Genomic DNA, 25,240 nt, shown 5'->3' with positions numbered 1-25,240 from the left:
TGCATTTCAGCGCACGGGCGATCTTGAGGATGAGGGGGAGCGTGGGGACATGCTCGCCGCGCTCGATCTTGCCCATGTGAGACCGCTCGATGCCGGCCATGTGAGCCAGCGTTTCCTGAGCGATACCCTGGTTGGTTCTCTCTTCCCGCACGGCAGCCCCAAACGCGATGGCTGGTTCCGCTTCGTAGGTAGTGGTGCCGGTGGGGCGGCCCCTTTGGATCGAACGCTTTGTCCTGAACATGAGTCAGGAACCAGATGCTGGTCACGTCGACCTCGCCCCTCCATCAACAATCCGGAATCAGCCGCGCCCGCAAAAATGGACTTGTTTGTGGACTAAAAAGTCCCGGCTGTAGGCGGATCGCAGTGGACCACGGCAGAACGTCAAAGAGAGGAAAAGTCTTTGTGGAGCAATGACTTGCAGACTCTCTTGGACTTCTGCGGAAGTCCGCAGAATGATGCAGTGGAGCGGGTGATGGGAATCGAACCCACGCTTGAGGCTTGGGAAGCCGCCGTTCTACCATTGAACTACACCCGCCCGGGCGCTGCGGTGACAGATCTTGCTAAAATGAAGCCCTGCACCGAACTCCGAAGCATTGCATTTTATCAGCATTTTGAATCCTTCCAAATCCCCCCTGCCTGCACCCACGTCGCTGGGGCCTTCAGGCCGTACGCACATCCACAGTTTCGTGCATCGGCGCGCGCACATCACCGCCGCCCAGGAAAACGCCCTGGCGCGCTGGCTGCCGCAATGGTCCGTCGCCTGGCAGGACACGCCACTTGACTTCATGCAGGTGTTCGGGCGGCAGGCTCCGGCGGTGCTCGAGATCGGCTTCGGCATGGGTGAAACCACGCGCCAGATCGCCCAGGCGCGGCCCGATGAAGATTTCCTGGCCATCGAAGTCTTCCAGGCCGGGGTGGGCGCGCTGCTGCGCCAGATTCACGAACACGGCCTGCGCAATATCCGTATCATCCAGCACGACGCGGTCGAGGTCCTGCACGCCATGATCCCGCCCGCAAGCCTCGCTGGCATCCACATCTATTTTCCGGACCCCTGGCCCAAGAAGCGTCACCACAAACGGCGCCTGATCCAGCCGCCATTCGTCGAGTTGCTGGTCAGCCGCATGGCCCCGGGGGCTTACATACACTGTGCAACGGATTGGGCACCCTACGCCGAGCAGATGCTGGCGGTGCTCTCCGGGCACCCTGAACTGCAGAATACCGGCGCGGGGTACGCGCCACGGCCCGCATGGCGGCCACAAACCAAGTTCGAACGCCGTGGCCTGCGCCTGGGCCATGGCAGCCACGACCTGATTTTCACCAGGCGGGAACCCACACGCGATGTATCCTGAAATCAACCCCCATGCGCAAGGCCATCTGGATGTGGGCCACGGGCACCAGGTGTACTGGGAGCTCTGCGGCAACCCGCAGGGCCGCCCGGCGATCTTCCTGCACGGCGGGCCCGGCGCGGGGTGTTCTGTGCAGCATCGCCGCCTGTTCGACCCGCAGCGCTACCACATCCTGCTGTTCGATCAGCGGGGTTGCGGCCGCTCCACCCCGGGCGCGTGCCTCGAGCACAACACCACGCAGGATCTGGTCGCGGATATCGAGCGCTTGCGCATCGAAATCCTGCAGGCCGAGCGCATGGTGGTGTTTGGCGGCTCATGGGGTTCCACACTGGCCCTGGCCTACGCGCAGTCCCATCCGCGGCATGTCGCAGCCCTGATCCTGCGCGGCATCTTCCTGCTGCGTCGCGCCGAGTTGCGCTGGTTCTACCAGGAAGGCGCCTCCTGGCTGTTCCCCGATCATTGGCAAGACTATCTGGCCCCCATTCCAGCCGACGAGCGGCACGATCTGATCACGGCCTACCACCAGCGCCTGACGGGCCCGGACGACGCCGCGCGCCTGCGGGCGGCCCACGCCTGGACGCAATGGGAAAGCCGGACCATCAGCCTGCTGTCAAACCCGGAACACCTGCGCTCGCACGCCACCGATGCGGCAGCGCTGGCCTTCGCGCGCATCGAGAACCATTATTTCCACCACCACGGCTTCATCGAGGAGGGCCAGCTGCTGGCCCAGGCCAGCCAGCTGGCGGACATACCCGGGGTCATCATCCAGGGGCGCTACGACGTCTGCACCCCCGCGCGCTCCGCATGGGACCTGCACCAGGCCTGGCCACAAGCAGATTTTCATCTGATTCCGGATGCGGGCCACGCCTATGACGAACCGGGGATCCTGAAGCAGCTGCTGGCGGCCACGGATCACTTTGCCCACGCCTGACGAGACCTTGCCATGAACCTGACCCTGCACCTGAACGGGCAACCCACCACCCTCGAGCGCACAGGCACCGTACGCGAATTGCTGCTGCACCTGGGCCTGGAAGACAAACGTGTTGCAGTCGAGCGCAACGGCGAGATCGTGCCCAAGAGCAGCCATGCCAGCACCATGCTGGCCGATGGTGACCGGATAGAAATCATCACCGCCGTCGGCGGCGGCTGAGCGCTCAGCGCCGCCCGCCCATGCCGGGCAGGCCGCGCAAATTGCCCATGGCGCGCATCATCTTGGCCATGCCGCCCTTTTTCATCTGCTTCATCATGCCCTGCATCTGATCGAACTGCTTGAGCAGACGGTTGACTTCCTGTACGGGTACGCCGGCCCCGGTTGCAATGCGGCGCTTGCGCGATGCCTTGATGAGTTCGGGCTTGCTGCGCTCGAGTGGCGTCATCGAATTGAGTATCCCTTCGGTGCGCGCGAGCTGTTTTTCAGCCTGACCGCCCTGCACTTGCGCTGCCGCCTGGGCAAACTGCGCCGGCAGCTTCTCGAGCAGGGACCCCATGTCGCCCATTTTCTTGACCTGCTGCAGTTGTTCGCGAAAATCGTTCAGATCGAAGCGGGCACCGGATTTCAAGCGGGTCGCCAGCTTTTGGGCCTCGGCGATATCGATGTTCTTCTGCGCCTGTTCGACCAGTGAAACGATGTCGCCCATGCCGAGGATGCGCTGGGCCATGCGCTCGGGATGGAAGGGCTCGAGGCCATCAAGCTTCTCGGAAACCCCGACGAACTTCAGCGGCTTGCCGGTGATCTGGCGCACGGACAGCGCCGCGCCGCCACGTGCATCCCCATCCAGCTTGGTGAGCACCACCCCGGTGAGCGGCAGCGCCTGGGCGAAGGCCTGGGCCACATTGACGGCATCCTGGCCCTGCATGGCATCCACCACGAACAGGGTTTCCACCGGCTTGAGCACGGCATGCAGTTCGGCGATTTCGTCCATCATCACCTGATCGATACCCAGGCGCCCGGCGGTGTCGACGATGAGTACATCATGGTGATGCCGCCGGGCGTGATCCAGGGCCTGGCGCGCAATATCGGCCGGCTTCTGGCTGGTGTCGGTGGGCAGGAAATCGACCTCGACCTGGGCGGCCACCGTGCGCAGCTGCTCGATGGCTGCCGGGCGGTAGACGTCGGCACTGACCACGAGCACTTTCTTCTTGCCCGTCTTGCGACCCTGCTGGATGTGCCCGCCTTCAGCCAGCCACTTGGCCAGCTTGCCGGTAGTCGTGGTCTTGCCGGCCCCCTGCAGGCCGGCCATGAGAATGACGGCTGGCGGCTGCACCGCCAGGGACAGTTCGGCAGCGCCCTCGCCCAGATCACCGCCCATGAGGGCCGTGAGCTGCTTGTGCACCACGCCCACCAGCGCCTGCCCCGGGTTGAGGCTGCCCACGACTTCCTGGCCCAGCGCCTGTTCCTTGACGCGCGCCACGAAGTCACGCACCACGGGCAGCGCCACATCGGCCTCGAGCAGGGCCATGCGCACTTCACGCAGCATGTCCTGCGTATTGGACTCGGTCAGCCGGGCCTCGCCACGCATGGTTTTGGCGATGCGCGAGAGACGGGAGGTGAGATTGTCTAGCATGAAAGGATCCGGAAGCTGGTTGATGCGGCAGGCAGGGCTTAAAATGGGAGATTGCCGCTTGCACGAGACAAGTGGCCAACCGCCAGAGAAACCATGTCTGTCAGCATTGTATTTCACTTGCTTGCTGCACTGGCTTACGCCTTGCTGGGTCTGGCCGCCTGGCGCCCGCTGCTGCGGCCCTCGGTCCGTCCGGCAGCCGAGCCGGACCTGTCTGGCTGGGCCCACGCCACGCCCATTTCGCCGCGTCTGGGCCGGGGCTGCCTGCTGGGTGCCATCATCCTGCACGGCATCGGGCTGGGCGCTGCCATTCTGGTGCCGCAAGGCCTGTATCTGGGCTGGGCACTGGCCCTGTCGGTCGCCTTCTGGCTGGGCATGATCGTCTTCTGGATCGAAAATTTCCTGCTGCGCCTCGACAGCCTGCAATTGCTTTTGCTGCCAGCCGCATCCCTGGCCTGCATCCTGGCTGCACTGTTTCCCGAAGGCTACCTGGTACCACACGCCAGCAGCGACTGGCTGCGCCTGCATCTGCTGATCTCCATGGTCGCCTATGGGCTGATGACGGTGGCGGCATTGCATGCCCTGCTCATGGCCACCCTCGATCGCCATCTGCACCGCCCCATCCGTGCTGACGGCGATCGCGGGCCCATGCAGAAGGCCATGAGCCTGCTGCCCCCCCTGCTCACCCTGGAACAACTGCTGTTTCGCCTGATCGGCATCGGCTTCGTGGTCCTCACGCTGTCGATTCTCAGTGGCATTGTGGTCTCGCTGCAATTCAGCGCACTGATCCTGCCTCTGGATCACAAGTCCATCTTCACGCTGCTGTCATGGCTCACCTTCGGGGTGCTGCTGGCGGGCCGGCGCCTGCGCGGCTGGCGCGGGCACACTGCCCTGCGCTGGACACTGGCCGGCTTCGTCTTCCTGCTGCTCTCCTATACCGGCAGCCGCTTCGTGCTCGAAGTCATACTGCAAAGGGCTCCGATTGGCTAAGTTCCTGCTGTGGGTCGTCATCATCCTGGCGGTCCTTCTCGTCTCACGCATCCTGGCCCAGCAAAAGGCCCGGGCACGCCATCTTGCCGAGCGGCGTCAGGCCGAGATCGGCCAGCGCGCCGCCGAAACCATGGTGCGCTGCGCCCACTGTCACATCCATCTGCCGCGCTCCGAAGCATTCTTCAGCCAGGGTCAGACCTGGTGCAGCGCCGACCACGCACGCATGGGCCTGAAGAAATGAGCCCGGATACCGCTCGGTCTGCCACATCGACGACGCCGGCAAGAAGCCCGCAAAGCAGCGAACACGCCCTGATACTCGGGGAAGACGGCTGGCTTGTGCCCGCTGCGGGCATTCTGTTCCGGCCCTCACCCAACCATGACCCGCGCCCCGGCAATGAAAACCCCACATTGCTCGTGCTGCACAACATCAGCCTGCCACCCGGTGTCTTCAGCGGCAATGCCGTCATCGATTTTTTCTGCAACACGCTGGATTTCGACCAGCATCCATGGTATGAGAACATCCGCGGCGTGCGGGTCTCGGCGCATTTCTTCATCCGCCGCGACGGCACCATCGTCCAGTTCGTGGCCACGACAGAGCGCGCCTGGCACGCTGGCGCCTCATCATTCAGGGGGCGCGCACGCTGCAATGATTTTTCGGTGGGCATCGAACTCGAAGGCACCGATACCCTGCCCTGCACAGCCATCCAGTACACACAGGCGGCTGCCCTGACCCGTGCCCTGCGCACGCGCCACGCGCTCACGGATGTTTGCGGGCATGAACACATCGCTCCGGGGCGCAAGACAGATCCTGGGCCGGCCTTCGACTGGCTGCGCTACGGGCGCGCAGCGGGTTGGGCGGATGAGGTACTGCCGCGGTTGGCGCAGTGACCCGGATACAAGAAAATGCCCGCTGAGCAATACCTACTGTTGATTGTTTGCACGCTGGGAAAACCTGCGGTCGAAGACGTGCTCGGCAATCCGATTCTTCAGGATCTCGATTGAACCGCCGGCAATCATCCATCCCCGACAGCGCCGTACACAGTATTCAACCAGAGACTCACGGCTATAGCCCATACCCCCCATCACCTGAAGCGCATCATTGGCCACATCGAAACCGGCCTGATTGCAGTAGGCCTTCGCAATCGCCGTTTCTGCAGCCGACGGAAACCCCGTATCGGCATTGGAGGCCGCACGGTACAGCAGCAGCTGTGCCGCATCCAGTTTGATCTGCATATCGGCAAATTTCCACTGCAGACCCTGAAATTCGCACAACAGGCGTCCGAACTGGCGCCGCTGCAATGCCCACTGTCGGGCTTCCTCGAATGCGTAGCGACCCAGCGCCAACGAACGCGCCGTGTTGCCTATGCGCTCGACATTGAAACCCGCCATCTGTTTCTTGAAGCCCCCCTCGCCCAGCACGACCTGCTCGTCTGGAACGTAGGTGTCATCAAAAAATATCTCCACCCATTCCTCATCGGACATGAAGGCTGAACGTTTGCCCAACCGTACACCCTCGGCGCCGGTTTCGATCAGCACGGAACCAATACCGCGCGTACCTGGTCCGAAGCGTACGTACGCCAGAATGAAGTCTGCATGGGGCCCGTGTGTGGTGAATATCTTCGAACCCTGAATACGCCAGCCCTCACCCTCCCGTGTAGCGGTTGTCTTCAATTCTGTCACTGCAGAACCCGCATCGGGCTCCGTCATGCCCACCGAGATCAGCGCCTTGCCCTGAAGCAAGGGTCGCAGGTACTTTTCTTTCTGGAAGACGCTGCCATACTCGGCCAGCACACGAATCGCACCGAAATTCCCTGCCTGCACCACGTCTGCACTGCGTGGACAGACAGACGCCACCGCTTCGATGGCGATGACGGCGTCCATCAAAGTGCCACCCGATCCCCCATCCTGCTCGGCAACGATCAGCCCCAACAGGCCCTGTGCCGCCATGGCCTGCGCAACATCCCATGGATAATCGCGTGAATGGGCTCGCGCCACAGCCCCTTCACGCAAGTGTTTCTCGGCAAACCGGCGCACTGCCATCTGGAAATCTTTTTGCTCCGGGGTCAAGGAAAATTCGTACATCGTGGATTCCTGGTAGAGGTCGTGTATTGTGTATGAATCGAATTGAAGCGTTCATGCCTGCCCGTCCATGAAACACAGGATGGCCGATCATGGCTCAGACCAGGCGGATCAGGGCATCGACAGCCATCACGCCATTTTCCTGCACGAACAGCGGATTGATCTCGGCCTCTTCCACCACAGGATCACGCAGCAAGGCCAAATGGGAGAACTGCACGATGGCGGCAGCCAATGCCTCGACGTCCCCTCGTGGGAGATTGCGGTAGCCGCGCACCAGGCGCGTCAGACGCACTTCGGAGATCATTTGTCGTGCGCCGGCAAGATCGACTGGCGCCAGACGCAGTGCAAAATCCCGATTGAGTTCGGCAGTCACGCCCCCCGCACCCAGCATTACCGTAGGCCCCACCAGGGGATCACGCCGATAGCCGAGGATGAGTTCGATCAGGCCACGCTCCATGGACTGAATCAGCACACCATCCAGACGGGCATCTGGCCGTTGCGCGCGGACATCAGCCAGAAGGCTCTGCACCTCCTGCTGCAGGGCCTGCGGCGTTGCAATACCGACACGCACGCCATTCACCTCGGTCTTGTGCGCAATATCGCGAGAACAGATCTTCAGCACCACCGGATACGGTATGGGGTGCTCGTGTTGGTCAGCGTCCAGCAAGTGCGCCGTCGCTGCAGGGATCCCGAGGGCCTGAAGTACCTTGATGGCTTCATGTTCATTGAGAAAGCCGTGGCCAGGCAAGCCATCTGGCCAGACGGGTACATCCGCCATCTCAGTCGGCGGCCCGGGTACATGCCGACTGAGGAATGCCGACAAGGCGTCGGCACAGGATTCAGGTGTGCGAAAACCAGCAATCCCGTGAGCGTGAAGCAGACGCAGGGACGCGTCGGCCTCGGGCGCCAGGAACACCGCCAGTGGCTTGTCTGCCGGCCGATGTGCGCTGATGAGCGGGCGGACTGCATATTCGGGATGAAACTGTGCCGATGAGCCCACGACACTCAATACCGCATCGCACCAAGGCGCCAGCAACAGTTGTTCCAGCAGATCGCGGTACTGCGCGCCACTGGCCGCCATGGTCAGATCGATCACGGGTGACTGACGCAGGTGAAGCCCGCGTTGCGCCATCTGGGCAACGAATTCAGCTGGTGGGGCAACAGCCTCCAGGCCCATCAATCCCATGGCATCCACCACCGTAGCGGCTCCGCCCCCCGTGGTCGTCATGATCGCCACACGAGGCGTGCGATCATGCACCGGCAATGCCTCACGTGCATAGGCTTCAGCCAAAGGCAAGGCTTCGAACAAAGCCTCCAGGGTGCGTATGCGAATAGCGCCATGCGCCTGGAAAAATGCTGCTGTCGCTGCATCGTTGCCCGCAATGGCCCCTGTGTGGGATCGGGACAGGGCCTCTCCGAGTTCGGAGCGGCCCAGCTTGTACACAATCACAGGCTTGCCTGCCTCATGAGCCCTGCGCATGGCGGCCGCCAGTACCGAGGCCTCGCGAATGGTCTCCATGAACAGCAGGATGGAACGTGTCTGTTCATCATCAACCAAGGCATCCAGAATTTCGCCCACCGAGATATCGGATTCGTTGCCTACGGAAATCGATTTGGCAAAACCAAAACCACGGGCAGCGGCACGCGACAGCAAAGACCCCATCATGGATCCGCTTTGCGAAATCATGCTGACATGCCCAGACACCAGGTCCCTGGCTGCGAATGCTGCATTCACCGAAATAATGCAACCCGATGTGATATTGGCCAGACCAATCGAATTTGGCCCCAACAGACGCAGACCCAGGGCTCGAGCGCGTTCCACCAGGGCAGTCTGCCGTCTGAGGCCTTCGCACCCTGTTTCGCCGAAACCGTCCGAATAAATTGTGACGACCCGAGCCCCTGCAGCAGCGCACTCTTCCAGCAGCCCTTCCACCAGCTGATTGGCGACCATGATGAACACATGGTCGACGGGCTCAGGCAATGCGCCAAGCGAAGGGTAGGCCCGAACCCCAAGCACCTCGTCGTGCTGCGGGTTGATAGGGTAGACCCGCCCGGCAAAGCCATGCTGTTGCATGAACAACAACGGACGGGCCGTATTTTTCCCTGCATTGCCCGACACACCGACCAATGCGACCCGGCGCGGCTCGAACAGAGCCTGGACAAAATCACCATGGTTCATGGGCACGCTCACAAGATCAGGTCAGCCAGATCAAGCGTGTCCAGAAGCCACACTCGATCACGCAGGTTTTGCGCCGCTTCGACGCCCAGGACGGTACTCGCAAGGCGCAGGAATTTTTGATCCAGATCGGCATCTGACAGCGGCTCCTCGGGATCACCCTTGCGGTGCGGTGAAAAATGTTCGAGCGTCGTACCATCATGCAGCGTCATGCGGACGCGTGCCGCCCGCTGGCGCGGAAAGCGTGCGCTCAGACCGGCATCTTCATGCAGACTGACGCGTGCCATCAATTGACGTACCTGCGGATCGGACAATTTGTCCGGTGCAAACGAAGCAGGGTCTACAGCGCCCTCGACAAGAGCGTGGCACATGACGTAGGGCAGGCTGAACTTCCCCTCGAACGCGGAGAGCGGGTTCGGATTGCCGGCGACTTCAAGCGCAGTACCATATGTATGGACTTCAATGCGGTCTACCTCACTGGCCTGGATTCGATGGCTCGCGCGCAAGTGCAACACGGCGTCTATCGCTGCGAACGTATGCCCACAACAGGCATGCGTCTTCTGTGTCATGCGAGTAATGTTGAAATGCGCTCCAGCCCCCTGAAGCAGACAAAACCAATCGGGCCCCTCGGCCAGTGCGGCACCGAAGCCCACCGGGCCTTCCATGATATCGGCCACACCTGTCACACCCTGTTTCGCGGCCTGGGCGGCACGCACTCCTACGGCAGCGGCATGGCCAGCATGCAGTGCCTTGGTCATGGCATCGGAACGAAAAGCCTGCTGCAGGCCACTGGCAAAACTGGCGGCCGTTGCCATCGCATGCTGGGCGACGAACGCATCACCGGGCGTCAGGATAGCGGCAGCCGCAGCAGCCGCGCCAATGCAGCCCACTGTGCCAGTGGTGTGAAAATAACGATAGTGCGCTGGCTGAATTGCGGCTGCAATGCGGGTAGACACCTCGTATCCTGCGATCACGCCACGCAGGAACGTCGAACCCGAGGCACGGATGTCATCGCCCACCGCCAGCGCCGCGGCAATGACCGGGCATCCCGGGTGGTACAAACCATCCTTGAAAATGTCATCCAGTTCTGCCGCATGCGAGGCCGATCCATTCAGCCAGGCAGCCGTTGCGGGAAATACCGTGTCCCGGGTACCTGGCACCCGGCTGCGACCAAGCCCGACCTCTTCGCACCACGCCTGGCGCAACAAGGTAGCTGGAGCCATCTGTGTACCAGGATACAGTGCAGCGAGCCAGTCCAGAAACACCCGCTTGGCAGCATGCGTCACCCCAGCCTCGAGTTCTGCCTCCGACAATCTGGCAGCATATGCGGCCAGACCGGCAAGCACCGTCCCTTCTTCGGCCATGTGTCTGGTCTCCCTGTCATCCATTTTCACCTTACCCATGCACTGTACTCATGGAGAAGGCGGGCAGCCTTGAAAATTGATCAAGCCTGCGTTCTCAAAACCTGCAGGAATGAGAATGCATCTGTTCCAAACGGGAAACTCTGACTCGCCATTCCCTCGGTACCATGACCATAGGTGTATGGGCACACCCATCACACATGATCACAATGTTCCGGAGACACAGAATGGCGGAGAAAAACAGCCCAATTGCTTTGGGGTTCATCGGACTGGGCGTGATGGGCGAGCCCATGTGCAGCAATCTGGTGCGCAAGTCCGGAAACACGGTCCACATATTCGATCTGCAGGCCGAGCCGGTACAGCGGCTGGGCCAATTGGGCGCTACCGTATGCTCATCGATCCAGGAAGTCGCTCGAGAAGCGGAAATCGTGTTTCTGTCCTTGCCCGGGATCGCGCAGGTCGAACAGGTCTGCCTGGGCAGCAATAGTTTGTCTGACGCAGGTGGCCGGGTGCGCATCATCGTCGACATGAGCACCAGCGATGTCAGCCGGACACGAGCCCTGGCCGAAAAGCTCAGGGCTCATGGCATTACCCTGGTCGATGCGCCGGTCGCCCGCATGCGTCAGGCAGCAAGGGACGGTACCTTGCTGATCGCGGTCGGCGCCGGAAAAAAGGACTTCGATGAAATCACCCCGTTTCTGCAGTGCATGGGCACGGACATCGTGCACTGTGGCGGATCGGGTAACGGTCAAGTAGTCAAGATCATGAACAACATGGTGGTGTTCATGACCGTGCACGCCCTGGCCGAGGCCATCACGATAGGTCGCGCAGCCGGCATGGATGGTGCCGCCCTGCTCGATGCCCTGAGCAAGGGTTCGGCCAACAGCTTCGTGCTTCAGAATCCTGGCCTCAAGTCCCTGGCTACCGATACATTCCCCGAGAAGACCTTCCCGACAGAATACGCGATCAAGGATATTTCGCTCGCACTGGAACTGGCCAAGGCCGGCGGGGTAGAGGCCCGATCCGCCGGGCTCACACACACCCTGTTGACGCAGACACGTGATGCCGGATACGTCAAGGAATACTACCCAATCATGGTACGCCTGATCGAAAAGGGATATCACTGAGCACACCAGCACCTCGCCACACGCGCCCATCAACTCACGGAATCAGGGAAACCGTCATGCTTTATCCACAGCCCGGGCTTTTCATCAACGGCCACTGGATTGATCAGAGCCGCGACGCACTCGCGGTGCTGAATCCCGCTACGGTCGAGACGCTGGGCCAACTGCCCATGGCCAGCCCCGCTGACATCGCCCGGGCCATTGCAGCAGCACACCAGGCCTTTCGAACATGGCGCAGGACGCCGGCCAGAACCCGTGCAGCCATTCTGCAACGCACGGCCAGGATTCTGCTCGACCGCAAGGAGAAATTGGCCCGCATCATCACGCTGGAACTGGGCAAACCCCTGGCGGAATCCAGGGCAGAAGTGGATACGGCGATCGGCATGTTCGAATGGCACGCTGAGGAAGCCCCTCGCACGTACGGGCGCATCATTCCCGGACGCGAACCACTGACCCGGCAAATGGCCGTGCTCGAACCTGTCGGCCCGGTGGCCGCCTTTTCGGGCTGGAACGCGCCCGCCATCACACCATCCAGAAAAATCGCCGGAGCCCTCGCCGCAGGCTGTACCATTGTGCTCAAGCCGGCAGAAGAAACCCCCGCCACAGCCTGCGAAATCGGTCGGGCCTTGCAGGAAGCCGGTGTACCCGAGGGCGTGGTCAACCTGGTATTCGGTAACCCAGGCGCAATTTCAGATCAGTTGCTGGCGGCCGAGGAAATCCGGGCGCTCACATTCACAGGCTCCACCGTCATCGGTCGCGCCCTGGCGCAGAAGGCTGCTGCAGGTCTCAAGCGGGCCACGCTCGAACTGGGCGGACATGCGCCAGTTCTGGTCTTCGAAGATGCCGACATGGAATCTGCCATCCGGCACATTGCCACAGCAAAATTTCGTAATTCCGGCCAGGTCTGCACCTCACCTACCCGGATCTATGTCCAGGAGGCCATGTACGAAACCTTTTGCAACCATTTCGCAGAAAGGGCTGCAGCACTGAAAATTGGCAATGGTCTTGATGAAAGCGTGCAGATGGGGCCTTTGGCCAATCCACGGCGGCTTGCCGCAATGCAGGCCCTGACGCGCGATGCGCTCGAAAAAGGGGCCACCCTGTTATGCGGAGGTGATTCTCCGTCTGCTACAGGCTGGTTCTGGGCACCCACCGTTCTGTGTGACTACCCGGATCACTGCGACGCCGCGCACATCGAACCGTTCGGGCCAATGGCCTTGCTGCACCGGTTCACGAACCTGGACGACGCCATTGCAAAGGCCAACCGCCTGCCCTTTGGCCTGGCAGCCTATGCCTTCACCAACAGAGCCGACCAGATCAATGTACTTGGCCAGGAAGTGGAAAGTGGCGTGATCTGTTTCAACCACTGTCGTGCTTCGCTGCCCGAAACCCCTTTCGGCGGGGTCAAGGACAGCGGACTGGGCCGCGAAGGCGGCACCGAAGGCCTGCGTGAATTCCTGCAGGTCAAATACCTCAGTCAGGCGAGTTAAGGCAGCCTGATCCCAAGTCAGCCTACTCCAAGGGAGACACCCTCATGAAAACTCAACTGGCCATTACGTTGCTCAGCCTGGGATTTTTTACCCTCCAGGCACCCGCCCTGGTCAATGCCAATGGCATCTCCGACGATATCGTGAAGATCGGCGTACTCACGGATCTGTCGGGCGCATACTCCGGCAACGTCGGCCCCGGCTCCGTACTGGCCACCAAATTGGCGATCGATGAATTTGGCGGCAAAGTAGCGGGCAAACCCATTGACATGCTGGTCTTCGATCACCTGAACAAAGCTGATGTCGCAGCTGCCAAGGCTCGCGAATGGCTGGATCTGGACCAGGTGGACGTGATCACGGAACTGGGCAATAGTGCCGTGGCCCTGTCGGTCATGGATATCGCAGAAGCCAAGAACAGAATGACCATGGTCACTGGCGCCGGGGCTACCAAGATTACCAGCGAGAGCTGCAAGCCCACCAACGTCATGTGGGTCTATGACACCTACGCTTTGGCCAAGGTTGGCACCATGCCCCTGGTCGAATCCGGCACCAAGACCTGGTACTTCATTGCAGCGGATTATTCTTTTGGTCATTCGCTGGAAAAGGACGGTACACGCTTCATCAACGAAGCCGGCGGAGAGGTGCTGGGTAGCTCGCGCTATCCGTTCCCAGGCACGGATTTTGCATCCTATTTGCTCTCTGCACAAACCAGTGGCGCACAAGGCGTCGCCCTGGCCAGCGCTGGTGCCGACCTGATGAACGAAATCAAGCAGGCCAAGGAATTCGGCCTCAGTGACCGACAGAAGATGGTTGCCATGCTCATGAGCATTACCGATGTCCATGGCGTCGGGCTGGATGCGGCACAGAAGATGAATTTTGCCGAAACCTTTTATTGGGACATGGACGACGAGACTCGGAATTTTGCCCAACGGTTCTATGAAGAGTCCGGCAAAATGCCCACTGCCTTGCAGGCAGGACAATACTCGGCGGTACTCAACTATCTGCGTGCCGTTGAGAAATCGGGCAGCGATGACGTCCATGACGTGATTGCCACCCTGAAAACCATGCCCATCCATGACGCTTTTGCGCGTAACGCCCACCTGCGTGAAGACGGCAAGCTGATTCACGACCTGTACGTCGTTTCAGTCAAGACACCCGAAGAATCGACCGGTCCCTGGGACTACTACAACCTCGTGGCCACCGTGCCGGGTGAACAGGCCTTCAATCCCCTGTCCGAAAGCCAATGTCCCTTGGTGAAACAGCAATGATTCAGCGCACCTTGCCCGAATTCGAAGTCTTTGCCATCCGCTACGCACACGTGTTGCGCCATGCACGGGAAAACTTCCTGCAGGGCGATATCCATGACGGGATGATGGATCTGGATTTTTATTTCTGGCTGGTGCGCAACGATCAGAAATGCGTGCTGGTGGACACAGGCTTCAGTGCCTGTTCCGCCCGGCAACGCAAGAGGCAGTATCTGTGCGAACCCCTGCAGGCTCTGGCACAGTTGCAGGTAAAGCCCGAGATGGTGAGTGAACTCATCCTCACCCATCTGCATTACGATCATGCGGGCAATGTGGATTCCTTTCCGAATGCGCGCGTGCACCTGCAGGACACCGAAATGAACTATGCCACGGGCCGCTACATGAGGCACGTGGCGTTGAGTCATTTCTTTTCCGTGGATGATGTCATCACCGTACTGCGTCGTGTCTTTGCCGACGAGGTCTGCTTCCACGACGGCCATGGCGTGGTGACCCCCGGCATTGAGCTGTTCCGTGTCGGTGGACATACTGCCGGCCTGCAGATCGTGCGCATCCACACCCGCAGGGGTTGGGTCGTGCTGGCTTCCAATGCCATGCACTATTATCGCAACCACGACGAGGCAAATCCCTTTCCAGCCATCTTCAACGTGGGTGAAATGCTCGAAGGATATCGCCTGATCGACACATTGGCCGAAACCCCGGCACACGTCGTGCCGGGGCACGACCCCGAGGTGGCCCGGCGTTATCCACGTCTGCCCGGCACTGAAGTGGAAATCTATCAGTTGCACGAATCGCCGCGAGAGCCCGCATGAAACACCAAGCACTGATCACACAGTTCCTGCCCGGACAATTCAACAATCAGGCACGCCTCGTCGAACATGCGCGACACCTGAACACCCGCATGCTGTTGCAGGTGGGTGATGATCAATACCGCATGCACATCCGTGCCGGGCGCATCGAATCGGCCACCCCAGGCCCATTCGTAATGAACGACTGGGATTTCTCGCTGTGCGCCGAAGCAGACGTATGGTCCACCTTCTGGCTGGCAGTACCACCGCCCGGCTTTCATGATCTGTTTGCCCTGTTGAAATTCAGGCGCATGACATTGCAGGGCAATCTGCACCCCTTCATGTCAAATCTGCTGTATTTCAAATCATTGCTGGCCACACCACGCCACATCGAGGTCTCATGATGAATCCAGGTCAAACCGCGTTTGAACCTATACACGGGCGCTACGTTCAACTGGAATTGTCCGGGAAGACCCATCGCATCTACTTCGAAGAAGCCGGTGAGGGGATCCCGTTGCTGTGTCTGCATACGGCCGGATCCGACAGCCGACAGTACCGAGGGCTGATGAATGACACACGCGTCACGGACCGATTTCGAGTCATCTGCTTCGACATGCCCTGGCATGGCAAGTCCTCGCCACCTCCCGGATGGCAGGATGAAACCTACCGCCTCTCGTCGAGCGATTACGTCACCATGATACTGGCCATGGCCGACGTGCTTGCGCTGGACCGACCGGTCGTGATGGGCTGCTCCATTGGCGGGCGCATCGTTCTCCACCTGGCCCTGGATCATGCAAGCCGGTTCCGGGCCCTCATCGGCCTGCAGTCGGGTGCTCACGTGGATCCTTACTATGACCTCGACTGGCTGTACCGACCCGACGTTCATGGTGGGGAGGTGTGCGCCGCCGTCGTCTCTGGCCTGGTTGGCCCGCAAAGCCCGGATGCCGATCGATGGGAAACGTTGTGGCACTATATGCAGGGCGGTCCGGGCGTCTTCAAGGGTGACCTGCACTTCTACACAGCCGATGGCGACATGCGAGGCAAAGTCGCTGCCATTTCCACGCAAGCATGTCCGCTTTGGCTGCTGACGGGCGAATACGATTATTCCTGTACACCGGAAGACACACAGAAGCTGGCAGACTCGATTCCCGGCGCGTGCTATACCCTGATGCCGGGCTTGGGTCATTTTCCGATGAGCGAGGATCCGGCACGATTTCTGACCTACCTGATGCCCATTCTGGACACAATCGCCGACACTTGAATCGCACTGCGCCAAACCCGGCGCAGCGCGCTCCGGCAATATCAGGACCGCACGTGCTCACTGCCACGTGCTGCATCAGGGCTCAGTGTGTGCAGCAGTTCCTTCACCCGCGGGCCGCTGTCTGTTTCACTGAGGATACAGATGAAGAAATGGCGTACGGCCCAGTCATCTTTCAGGCGCAACATCGTCAGGCCCATGCTGCTCAGGTAGTTGCTCGCGATCCGCTCGGGCACAATGCCGATCCCCAACCCTTCCCGGATCATGTTGCAACGTGTCTCGAAGCTGGAGACCTGCAGTTTCACGGTGGGCGGACGGCTGACACTGGAGCCCACATAGGCCAGAAACTTGTCAAGCGAATGCAAGGGAAAATATCCCAGCAGATCAAAATCGAGGGCGTCCTCGAGGTGGAGCTCCTGCCGATCGGCCAATGGGTGCCCCAACGGCACGACCAGGCCGACGCGATCCTTCACAAAAGGAAACGACGTGACTCCGGCGGCCGGATACTTGGCATGATAGATACCCAGATCGACCGTGCCCTCAGCAACCATACGGGGTATGTCAAAACTGTGCGCCTCCACCAGATCCACGCTCACGTTGCTTCTGCCCTTGAAGAATTCGGCCATCTTGCCGGGCAGGAACTGCAGTAGCGTGGATGGGTTTGCCGCGAGGCGGATCTTGGCCATCCCGTCGTTCGAGTACTTGTTGATGGCCATCTCGGCCAATTGCACGCTGCGCAGGATATTCTTGGCCCGTTGATACAACAAGGCACCCGCAGGGGTGGGCTCGACCCCCCTGCCATGGCGCAGCAGCAATGTGCGTTCGAGATGCTTCTCGAGTTCGGCGATCCGCTTGCTGACCGCCGAGGTCACCAGGTTTTCCCGATCCGCGGCGCGCGACAGGCTTTTCTCCTCCACCGCCGCCACGAAAACTTCCAATGATGGGATATCCAGCCCTTTCATGAGTTTCCCTGATCCAGTGTTGACAGTTACAACGCCTTTGCCAAAGTATAGGCCGTACGCCTGTTCACGATCTGCAACGGTATGATCCAGACACAATGAACGCTCCTTTTCCGTTTGATCAAACCAGTGGATGGAGGCGCTCGGTATAGTCATTCCACGCATTGATCACAAGTGCGCAATATGAAGCGCCGCAAGCGCGTGCCCATTCTGGAGACATCGATCATGAAATTCAAACTGCTCGTATCGAGCCTCGTGTTCTGCGCAGCCATGCCATTTGCTTCCTCGCATGCTGCCGACGACACAATCAAGGTCGGAGCCATTTTCCCTTTGTCCGGCGGTTCCTCGCCTCAAGGACAGACCTTGCTGCAAGGTGTACAGGCCATGGCTGATCTGATCAACGAAGACGGCGGAGTACTCGGAAAAAAAATCGTGATCATCGAACGTGACGATGAGGCGACTCCAGCAGTAGGCGTGTCACGCGCCAATGATCTCATTGCCGAAGACGTCGCAGCCATCGTCGAAGGCTGGATCAGTTCCGTCACTCTGGCCATGCAGCCGGTGATCAGCCGTGCAAACATCACCGATATCACGGCCAGTTCGACAGCCGACAAGATCCTCTCCGGCGAGGGCAATCCGGCGCCTGTGCGCATCAACAGCTCAATCGGCCAGAATGGCCGCTTCATGTCCGACTTCATCACCGACAAACAGTACAGGAAGGTCGCTTACGTATCCGAAAACGACGTCTATGGCAAGGACACGCGCGACGCTGTGAAAAAGAAACTGGAAGAGGCTGGATATGATTACGAAGTCGTCGCCGACGAACTCTTCCCATTCAGCGAATCCGATTTTCGCGTCATGCTCACCAAGATCAAGGCTGCCAACCCGGACCTGACGGTGATCATCAACGCCAATGGTGGCGTCGGTTTGCCCGCATTCCTGCGTCAGGCCAAGAGCGTGCGCCTGCCGGGTGACATTCTGGCTGCCGTCGGCACCTTGCTCCCGGTCGTCGTGCAGACGACCGGACCGGCCGCGGATGGTGTCTACAGTCATGACATTTATTTCCCCGACGTCGAACCGCTGGCCTCGCTGCCCATGAATCAGCGCTTCGTCGCCAAGGTGAAAGAACGCTTCGACACTTTGCCCGACAAGAACACTGCCAATGGGGGCCAGGCATTGTTGGTCTGGGCCAAGGCTGCCAATGAAACCAAGTCACTCGACAAGGACACCATCACGCAACACATACGTGGCGGCGCATTCAAGGACACTGTGTACGGCGACGTGCAATTCGAAGACAACGGCCAGATGCAGAGCAAGGGCTATATGTTCCAGGTGGAAGACGGCAAGTTCGCCTTTCCGAAAGACTAGCCTTCACCGGAGAGCAGCCAGATGTCGGTTCAGGCAGGCATGAGTCGGCCCGGCGGCGCCACATCGTTGCGCGCTGACGGGTTGACCGTGAAATTCGGCGGCCTCACTGCCCTTGCTGACGTGTCCTGGAGCGTGAGCTCAGGCGAGATTCTGGGCATCATAGGGCCCAATGGCGCCGGCAAGAGCACCTGCCTGAATGCCGTCACTCACTTCGTGCCGCATCAGGGGAAGGTGCTCATCGGCACAACCGATATCTCCGCAATGCCTTCCTGGCGTCTTCACGAATATGGCATACGCAGGGCATTCCAGCAAAATAATTTCTTTCGTGACCTCAGCGTGCTGGACAACATGGTCGCGGTACTCATGCCCCGCCTGGGGAAAAATTTCTTCTACAGCCTGTTTCGGCCACTCGCCTACAGCGATCACCTCGGGCAGCTCAAGGCCAGGGCGGCCCAGATCCTGAGCCGCATCGGCGTACCTGAATCAGTCTACGCCCACTATCCCGATGAATTATCGTATGGCACACAGCGCATGTTGTCCATCGCCCTGGCCTACGGAAGTAATCCCGCCGTACTCATGCTGGATGAACCTGCGGCAGGGCTCGGCGGCGACGATATGGACCGGCTGCGCATGCTGATCCTGTCATTCAGAGAGGAAGGGCTGGCCGTAGTGGTCATCGAGCACCACATGGATCTGATCATGGAAATTGCCGATCGCATTCTGGTGCTGGACCACGGCCGCACGCTCGCCTACGCCAGCCCCGAGGCGGTGCAGAATGACGAACGGGTGCTCGAAGCCTATCTGGGGCGACAAGATGAATGAGTCCGCCGCAAATGTTTTGCAGGTACTGCAACTGCAGGCGCGTTATGGCGGCAATCTGGCAATACAGATCGAAGCCCTGAACATCCGGCCCGGCGAAATGGTGGGCGTGATAGGCGCCAATGGTGCGGGCAAAAGCACATTGGTCAATGCAATCCTGGGATGGTCGCGCGGTCAACCGAAAATCAGCGGTCGAATCCATCTGGCTGGCGAAGACATCAGCCATCTGCCACCATTTCAGCGTGTTCGCAAAGGCCTTGCGCTGGTACCCGAGAACAAGCTGATTTTCGACCAGCTTACGGTTGAACAGAACCTGATCGACTCCGGCACCACCCAGGACACTGGCGATCGCCGGAAATTCTCGATGGACGATATCTATGCCCTGTTCCCGAACCTGAAAAACCGGCGCCACCACCGAGGCAGCCAGCTCTCCGGTGGCGAACGGCAGATGCTGGGCATCGCCCATGCGCTGCGCCTTGCCCCACGGGCCCTTCTGCTCGACGAGCCCTCCATAGGCCTCGCACCCATGCTGGTGCAATCGGTGCTGGCCACCGTACGAGAATTGGCACAGGATGGCCTGGCCGTCCTGCTGGTCGAACAGAACATACATGCCGCGCTGCGCGTGACGGATCGGATGTTGTTGCTCGAACGAGGGAAACTGGTGCTTGAAGGCACTCCCAGTGAGTTGAAGATCAACCCCGTCGTAGCCCAGGTCTACCTGGGACGACGGGCCTGAGTGGGGCAAGGCAGCATGGAAAACTTCATACAGCAACTGATCAATGGTTTGGTCATCGGTCATGCCTACGCCTTGATCGCCATCGGCTGGACCATACTTCTGGGGGTCGCACGACTGGTCAATTTCGGGCATGGCGAGCTGTACATGCTGGGCGCCTTCACCACCTGGTGGGCCATTTCGGCATATGACATCCCGTATGGCCTGGCTATCTTGATCAGCATGGTGATTGGCGGTCTGATCGGTTTTCTGATGCAGTTGATCATGCTCAGGCTGACCTTCAGGAAAGATCTGATCGCCATCATGATCGTGACCCTGGGCTTCGGCAAGGTGATCAGCGGGGTTGCCTCACTCTTGTTCGGGGCCAATGGCGAAATCCTGCAGACCCCGTTGTCGAGCGTCGATCTGTACTGGAACGATCTGTGGTTCACCTACCAGGATATCGCCATCGTCATCACTGCATTACTGATGTACGGTCTCACGTGGCTGATCATCCAATATACCCGCATCGGCCGGATGGCCCGCATGGTGGCAGAAGACCCGCCCCTGGCTGCCCTCTACGGCATCAATGCCCGACTGGCGTATTTCCTGATCTTTGCCTTCGAAGGTGTGGCCGTCACGCTGGCGGCAGCCATGGTGGCGCCCCGCAGCCCCATACTCACCTCCATGGGGTTCGATGAAACCATCATCACTTTCATCGTCGTCATCATAGGCGGCATCGGCAATGTTCTGGGCAATTACATTGCTGCCCTGCTGCTGGGCATTTTCATCGCTTTCTTCAGCACTTACATCTCGGCTGCCTTTGCCACCGCCGCTGCGTTCGTAGTGCTGATCGTGCTGTTGATCGCGCAGCCCAATCGCTTGCAAGCCTGAGCCCGCACCGACATGAAGATCATGAAACCTCTGATGACTGCCCTGCTGGCCATCGCGCTGTTCTTCGCACCACAGCTGATGGGGGGCTCCAACGTATCCTACAGCCTGCTGGTCATCATCGGCATATTCGCCATTTTGGCCTATAGCCTGGATCTCGTGGTCTCTGATCTGGGAGAAGTCAGCCTCGGCCATACCGTATTCTTTGGCACTGGCGCCTATACGACGGCCGTCGCTTCCTCGCAGTTCGGTCTGGGCGCCCTCGAGACGCTGATGCTGGCGCTTGCCGCAAGTACCCTCGTCGCGGCTTTCGTAGGCTTGATCACGCTCAAGCTACGCGAGTTCATTTTCTCCCTGGTCACCTATTCACTTGCCGTGATTTCGATCACCCTGGCCGATAACTGGATGTTCGTGGGTGGCACCGATGGCATCAGCGGCATCCCGCCGCTCAAGTTTTCCATCCTTGGGCTGGACTACCTGGCACGCACGGATCAGCAACTGTGGCCTGTCGTGTATCTGGGCTTGCTGGCCACCCTGTACCTTGTACATACATTCCGACGATCCAGACTGGGTAGTGAAGCCATGACTGTGCAGTTGAACACGGGGCTCGCCATCATGTCGGGCATCAATCCCATGCTGGTGCGCATGAAGGTTCTGGTGCTTTCCGCACCACTGGCCGGGCTCGCTGGCTGGCTCTATGCCTATCAGCGTGCCTACATCAGCAGTGACGTATTTGGCGCCTATTTCCTGCTGATCATGCTGACAGCCGTGATCATGATCGGTCGACGCCAGCTGCTGTGCCCTCTGATCGGTGTGGCGTTGATCATCACCCAAGAGAAAATGTTTTCTCTGGGAGCCTACTGGGACAATATCATCCTTGGCACGATCATCATTCTGGTGCTCTGCTTCTTTCCCGGGGGGCTGTCGCGCCTGTTCACTCGCCGCGTCGCCCACACCTGACCCCGGATCAGACCGCAACCGTTCACACATCCACATTGACAAGCAGCAGGAGGATTCCCACATGTCAGACAATGTCGCCCTTATCGCAGGAGTTGGTGGCACCTGCGGATCCAATCTCGCAGAAATGCTGCATCGTGATCATCACTGGAAACACATCATAGGCATCTCGCGCAGCAATCCTCGGCTCGACGTACCCATAGACCACCGAGCGGTTGATCTGCTCGACAAGGGCCAATGCAACCGCCTCCTGGGCGATCTGAGTTCGGTCACCCACATTTTCTGGACGGCGCTGATCAATGGAAAGACCCGTACCGAAGAAAACACACTGAATACAACCATGTTCGAGAATTTCATGGATGCGGCCCTGCCTCGCATCCCGGGGCTTCAGCATGTACACGTTCTCGAAGGGATCAAGCAGTACGGCTATGATCTCGGCCCCTACAAGACCCCATGCCGGGAAGATGATCCTGATGGAGACCCTCCTTATTTCTATACGGATCAACACGCCCATACCCTGAAATGTCGTTCCGGCCAGAACTGGACATGGTCGACATCACGCCCCGGTGCAGTATGCGGCTACGCCTATCGTGGCCGTATCAACCTGACCAACGTGATTGCAGTGTACGCATCCATCATGAAGGAATTGGGCGAACCTCTGCACTATCCCGGTGATGACGGAACCTTTGGGCGCCTGACGTTCGCCACGGATGTCCGTATTCTGAATCGCCTGATGATCTGGGCATCCACCGACCCAAGGGCAGCAAATCAGGCGTACAACGTCGCCAATGGCGATCATTTCCGCTGGGAGCACATGTGGCCCCGGATCGCGTCGATGTTCGAAATGCCCATGGGCGAAGTAAGGCCCATGGATCTGGTCGCCTTCATGGAATCACACTCGACGCTGTGGGACGACATGGTACGGCGCCATGGCTTGCGTGAAACAAAATTGATGGAAATTGCACCCTGGCCTTATGCAAACATCGTCTTCAGGCGCAACTGGGACAGCGCCATCAACACAGTGAAGGCGAATCGATTCGGATTCACTGAAATGATCGACACCGAGGATATGTTCCGGGGGTACATCGAGCAATTCCGGGCGGCACGCATCATCCCTTGATGGACATCACACCGCCACGCGGTGTGATGTCACGACAGCGTCACCTACCCCAGCAACAACGCATTCATGCGCTTGACGAACCCGGCCGGATCCTTCAGCGCCGCCCCTTCGGCCAGCAGCGCCTGATCGAGCAGCAAGGCGGCCCATTCGGCAAATGACGCATCGTCCTGCGCCTCAAGGCGCTTGACCAGTGCGTGCTGCGGGTTGACCTCGAGGATGGGACTCAGCTCCGGGGCTTCCTGGCCTGCAGCCTTCAGCATGCGCAGCAGATGCGGGCTGAGCTCGTTTTCGTCGACGACCACACAGGCCGGTGAATCCACCAGGCGAGCCGTCGCGCGGACATCCTTGACGCGCTCGCCCAGGGCGCCCTTGAGGCGCTCGAGCGTCGGCTTGAAGGCCTCGGCCGCTTCGGCCTGCTGTTTCTTCTCGGCCTCGTCTTCGAAGGCATCGAGGGCCAGGTCACCCTTGGCCACCGAGGCCAGCGACTTGCCGTCGAACTCGCGCAGATAGGAAAGCATCCACTCGTCTACCCGATCGGACAGGAGCAGCACTTCGATCCCCTTGCGCTGGAAGACTTCCAGGTGCGGGCTGTGGGCCGCTGCGGCATGGGAATCGGCGCTGAGATAGTAGATTTTGGTCTGCCCTTCTTTCATGCGCCCCACATAGTCGGCCAGCGAGACGTTCTGGATGGGGCTGTCGGACTGGGTGGACGCAAAGCGCAGCAAGGCTGCGATCCGTTCGCGGTTGGCCGTATCCTCGCCCACGCCTTCTTTCAGGACCTGACCGAACTGACCCCAGAATTCGGCGTAGTCCTCGGGCCTGTCCTGGGCCATTTCGTCGAGCAGGCCCAGGATGCGCTTGGCCGAGCCGTCGCGAATCGCACGCACATCACGGCTTTCCTGCAGGATCTCGCGCGAGACATTGAGCGGCAGATCGGACGAGTCGACCACCCCGCGCACGAAACGCAGATAGGCGGGCAGCAGCTGCTCGGCGTCGTCCATGATGAAGACCCGGCGCACGTAGAGCTTCACCCCATGGCGCGCATCACGATCCCAGAGATCGAATGGCGCCCGCCTGGGCACGTAGAGCAGCTGGGTGTATTCACTGCGCCCCTCGACCCGGTTGTGCGTCCAGGCCAGCGGGTCCTCGAAGTCATGGCTGACGTGCTTGTAGAATTCTTTGTACTGTTCGTCAGTGATGTCGGCCTTGTTGCGCGTCCACAGGGCACTGGCCTGGTTGACGGTTTCCCATTCATCCCTGACCACCTGCTCGGACTTCTCGGCATCCCATTCTTCCTTGTGCATCTGAATGGGCAAGGAGATGTGATCCGAATAGCGCCGCAGGATGTCACGCAATTTCCAGCCGGACAGGAACTCATCTTCATCGGCGCGCAGGGTCAGCGTCACGCGCGTACCCCGTTCGGGCTTGTCGACTGCGGCAATGGTGAACTCGCCCTGGCCGTCGGACTCCCAGAGCACCCCCTCGGCTGCAGGCAGGCCTGCGCGCCGGCTGTGCACCGACACCTTCTCGGCCACGATGAATGACGAATAGAAACCGACCCCGAACTGACCGATCAGCTGGGCATCCTTTTGTTCGTCGCCCGTCAGGCGGCTGAAGAATTCGCGTGTGCCGGAACGGGCGATGGTACCCAGATTGGCAATCGCCTCTTCGCGCGACAGCCCGATGCCGTTGTCATCCACCGTGAGCGTACGGGCATCCTTGTCGTACTCGACCCGGATGCGCAGCTCTTCTCCGCCTTCCATCCATTCGGGCTTGTCCATCGCCTCGAAGCGCAGCTTGTCGCAGGCGTCGGATGCGTTGGAGATCAGCTCACGCAGAAAGATTTCCTTGTTGCTGTACAGCGAATGGATCATCAACTGCAGCAACTGCTTGACTTCTGCCTGAAACCCCAGGGTATCGGCTGCTTGTGTGTCTGTCTGGCTCATAGTGATCTATGCATGATATGTGTCAGGATTGAACGA

General features: G+C 60.0%; 25 protein-coding genes and 1 tRNA gene. 18 read left to right on the top strand and 8 right to left on the bottom strand.

The window, feature by feature from the left end; genetic code table 11:
• Positions 1-241 (bottom strand): helix-turn-helix transcriptional regulator (locus tag WCY17_RS05525; RefSeq protein ID WP_372701172.1); only part of this gene is annotated, 241 nt, incomplete at its 3' end.
• Between the two features lie 220 nt (positions 242-461).
• Positions 462-535, bottom strand: a tRNA-Gly gene (locus WCY17_RS05520).
• Between the two features lie 67 nt (positions 536-602).
• Here WCY17_RS05520 and trmB point away from each other — a divergent pair.
• From trmB to thiS, 3 genes are read left to right on the top strand one after another with little or no spacing between them, the layout of a single operon-like run.
• On the top strand, positions 603-1,349 hold the full coding sequence (gene trmB / locus WCY17_RS05515; protein WP_372701177.1) for a tRNA (guanosine(46)-N7)-methyltransferase TrmB: 747 nt from the start codon (positions 603-605) through the stop codon (positions 1,347-1,349).
• Positions 1,339-2,277: a prolyl aminopeptidase gene (gene pip / locus WCY17_RS05510; protein ID WP_372701171.1), complete on the top strand. Its 939-nt coding sequence runs from the start codon at positions 1,339-1,341 to the stop codon at positions 2,275-2,277. The genes trmB and pip overlap by 11 nt, the downstream gene beginning before the upstream one ends.
• An 18-nt stretch (positions 2,278-2,295) precedes the next feature.
• The gene (gene thiS, locus WCY17_RS05505; RefSeq protein ID WP_372701176.1) at positions 2,296-2,496 is read left to right on the top strand and encodes a sulfur carrier protein ThiS; all 201 of its coding nucleotides are present in this window, start codon (positions 2,296-2,298) and stop codon (positions 2,494-2,496) included.
• 4 nt (positions 2,497-2,500) lie between these two features.
• On the opposite strand, the gene ffh is transcribed toward thiS, so the two are convergent.
• On the bottom strand, positions 2,501-3,910 hold the full coding sequence (gene ffh / locus WCY17_RS05500) for a signal recognition particle protein (RefSeq protein WP_372701170.1): 1,410 nt from the start codon (positions 3,908-3,910) through the stop codon (positions 2,501-2,503).
• 93 nt (positions 3,911-4,003) lie between these two features.
• On the opposite strand from ffh, the gene WCY17_RS05495 reads away from it, so the two are divergent.
• From WCY17_RS05495 to ampD, 3 genes are read left to right on the top strand one after another with little or no spacing between them, the layout of a single operon-like run.
• The gene (locus tag WCY17_RS05495; protein ID WP_372701169.1) at positions 4,004-4,897 is read left to right on the top strand and encodes an inner membrane protein YpjD; all 894 of its coding nucleotides are present in this window, start codon (positions 4,004-4,006) and stop codon (positions 4,895-4,897) included.
• Positions 4,890-5,138, top strand: a complete 249-nt coding sequence (locus tag WCY17_RS05490; protein WP_372701168.1) for a PP0621 family protein — start codon at positions 4,890-4,892, stop codon at positions 5,136-5,138. Before WCY17_RS05495 ends, WCY17_RS05490 begins: the two co-directional genes overlap by 8 nt.
• Entirely contained in the window at positions 5,135-5,785 is a 651-nt protein-coding gene (gene ampD, locus WCY17_RS05485) for a 1,6-anhydro-N-acetylmuramyl-L-alanine amidase AmpD (protein WP_372701167.1), read from the top strand. Before WCY17_RS05490 ends, ampD begins: the two co-directional genes overlap by 4 nt.
• A 33-nt stretch (positions 5,786-5,818) precedes the next feature.
• On the opposite strand, the gene WCY17_RS05480 is transcribed toward ampD, so the two are convergent.
• The 3 genes from WCY17_RS05480 to WCY17_RS05470 all read right to left on the bottom strand — a co-directional run bounded on the left by WCY17_RS05480 (position 5,819) and on the right by WCY17_RS05470 (position 10,516).
• Positions 5,819-6,979: an acyl-CoA dehydrogenase family protein gene (locus tag WCY17_RS05480; protein ID WP_372701166.1), complete on the bottom strand. Its 1,161-nt coding sequence runs from the start codon at positions 6,977-6,979 to the stop codon at positions 5,819-5,821.
• A gap of 94 nt (positions 6,980-7,073) precedes the next feature.
• Positions 7,074-9,155 (bottom strand): acetate--CoA ligase family protein, encoded by a 2,082-nt coding sequence (locus WCY17_RS05475; protein WP_372701165.1) that lies wholly within the window; start codon positions 9,153-9,155, stop codon positions 7,074-7,076.
• An 8-nt stretch (positions 9,156-9,163) separates the two neighbouring features.
• On the bottom strand, positions 9,164-10,516 hold the full coding sequence (locus tag WCY17_RS05470; protein WP_372701164.1) for an MmgE/PrpD family protein: 1,353 nt from the start codon (positions 10,514-10,516) through the stop codon (positions 9,164-9,166).
• 224 nt (positions 10,517-10,740) lie between these two features.
• Here WCY17_RS05470 and WCY17_RS05465 point away from each other — a divergent pair, with 224 nt between their 5' ends.
• The 6 genes from WCY17_RS05465 to WCY17_RS05440 are packed head-to-tail and all read left to right on the top strand — an operon-like array spanning position 10,741 to position 16,435.
• The gene (locus tag WCY17_RS05465; protein ID WP_372701163.1) at positions 10,741-11,640 is read left to right on the top strand and encodes an NAD(P)-dependent oxidoreductase; all 900 of its coding nucleotides are present in this window, start codon (positions 10,741-10,743) and stop codon (positions 11,638-11,640) included.
• A gap of 56 nt (positions 11,641-11,696) precedes the next feature.
• Positions 11,697-13,127, top strand: coding sequence for an NAD-dependent succinate-semialdehyde dehydrogenase (locus tag WCY17_RS05460; protein WP_372701162.1), 1,431 nt, complete (start codon positions 11,697-11,699; stop codon positions 13,125-13,127).
• A 44-nt stretch (positions 13,128-13,171) separates the two neighbouring features.
• Positions 13,172-14,392, top strand: a complete 1,221-nt coding sequence (locus WCY17_RS05455; RefSeq protein WP_372701161.1) for an ABC transporter substrate-binding protein — start codon at positions 13,172-13,174, stop codon at positions 14,390-14,392.
• On the top strand, positions 14,389-15,198 hold the full coding sequence (locus tag WCY17_RS05450; protein WP_372701160.1) for an N-acyl homoserine lactonase family protein: 810 nt from the start codon (positions 14,389-14,391) through the stop codon (positions 15,196-15,198). The genes WCY17_RS05455 and WCY17_RS05450 overlap by 4 nt, the downstream gene beginning before the upstream one ends.
• The gene (locus WCY17_RS05445; protein WP_372701159.1) at positions 15,195-15,578 is read left to right on the top strand and encodes a hypothetical protein; all 384 of its coding nucleotides are present in this window, start codon (positions 15,195-15,197) and stop codon (positions 15,576-15,578) included. Before WCY17_RS05450 ends, WCY17_RS05445 begins: the two co-directional genes overlap by 4 nt.
• A complete protein-coding gene (locus WCY17_RS05440) occupies positions 15,578-16,435 on the top strand; it encodes an alpha/beta fold hydrolase (RefSeq protein WP_372701175.1) in 858 nt (285 codons plus the stop codon). The genes WCY17_RS05445 and WCY17_RS05440 overlap by 1 nt, the downstream gene beginning before the upstream one ends.
• 41 nt (positions 16,436-16,476) lie before the next feature.
• On the opposite strand, the gene WCY17_RS05435 is transcribed toward WCY17_RS05440, so the two are convergent.
• The gene (locus WCY17_RS05435; RefSeq protein WP_372701174.1) at positions 16,477-17,394 is read right to left on the bottom strand and encodes a LysR family transcriptional regulator; all 918 of its coding nucleotides are present in this window, start codon (positions 17,392-17,394) and stop codon (positions 16,477-16,479) included.
• A 222-nt stretch (positions 17,395-17,616) separates the two neighbouring features.
• On the opposite strand from WCY17_RS05435, the gene WCY17_RS05430 reads away from it, so the two are divergent.
• The 6 genes from WCY17_RS05430 to WCY17_RS05405 all read left to right on the top strand — a co-directional run bounded on the left by WCY17_RS05430 (position 17,617) and on the right by WCY17_RS05405 (position 23,258).
• Positions 17,617-18,759 (top strand): ABC transporter substrate-binding protein, encoded by a 1,143-nt coding sequence (locus WCY17_RS05430; RefSeq protein ID WP_372701158.1) that lies wholly within the window; start codon positions 17,617-17,619, stop codon positions 18,757-18,759.
• Between the two features lie 87 nt (positions 18,760-18,846).
• Positions 18,847-19,581, top strand: a complete 735-nt coding sequence (locus WCY17_RS05425; RefSeq protein WP_372701157.1) for an ABC transporter ATP-binding protein — start codon at positions 18,847-18,849, stop codon at positions 19,579-19,581.
• The gene (locus tag WCY17_RS05420) at positions 19,574-20,314 is read left to right on the top strand and encodes an ABC transporter ATP-binding protein (RefSeq protein ID WP_372701156.1); all 741 of its coding nucleotides are present in this window, start codon (positions 19,574-19,576) and stop codon (positions 20,312-20,314) included. The genes WCY17_RS05425 and WCY17_RS05420 overlap by 8 nt, the downstream gene beginning before the upstream one ends.
• Positions 20,315-20,329: 15 nt before the next feature.
• Positions 20,330-21,184 carry a branched-chain amino acid ABC transporter permease gene (locus WCY17_RS05415; RefSeq protein WP_372701155.1) on the top strand — a complete coding sequence of 285 codons (855 nt, stop codon included), beginning with the start codon at positions 20,330-20,332 and terminating at the stop codon, positions 21,182-21,184.
• 21 nt (positions 21,185-21,205) lie between these two features.
• Complete coding sequence (locus tag WCY17_RS05410) at positions 21,206-22,141, top strand: branched-chain amino acid ABC transporter permease (protein ID WP_372701154.1); 936 nt, start codon at positions 21,206-21,208, stop codon at positions 22,139-22,141.
• A 61-nt stretch (positions 22,142-22,202) separates the two neighbouring features.
• Positions 22,203-23,258 carry an NAD-dependent epimerase/dehydratase family protein gene (locus WCY17_RS05405; RefSeq protein ID WP_372701153.1) on the top strand — a complete coding sequence of 352 codons (1,056 nt, stop codon included), beginning with the start codon at positions 22,203-22,205 and terminating at the stop codon, positions 23,256-23,258.
• A 44-nt stretch (positions 23,259-23,302) separates the two neighbouring features.
• Here the strand turns inward: WCY17_RS05405 and htpG are convergent, their stop codons facing one another.
• Positions 23,303-25,204 carry a molecular chaperone HtpG gene (htpG, locus tag WCY17_RS05400; RefSeq protein WP_372701152.1) on the bottom strand — a complete coding sequence of 634 codons (1,902 nt, stop codon included), beginning with the start codon at positions 25,202-25,204 and terminating at the stop codon, positions 23,303-23,305.
• Positions 25,205-25,240 lie beyond the last annotated feature (36 nt).

It is taken from the genome of Castellaniella sp., from assembly GCF_041677825.1.
Lineage (GTDB): Bacteria > Pseudomonadota > Gammaproteobacteria > Burkholderiales > Burkholderiaceae_B > Castellaniella.
The sequence above is the reverse complement of the archived record's forward strand: the minus strand, read 5'-3'. Positions and strand labels throughout refer to the sequence as shown.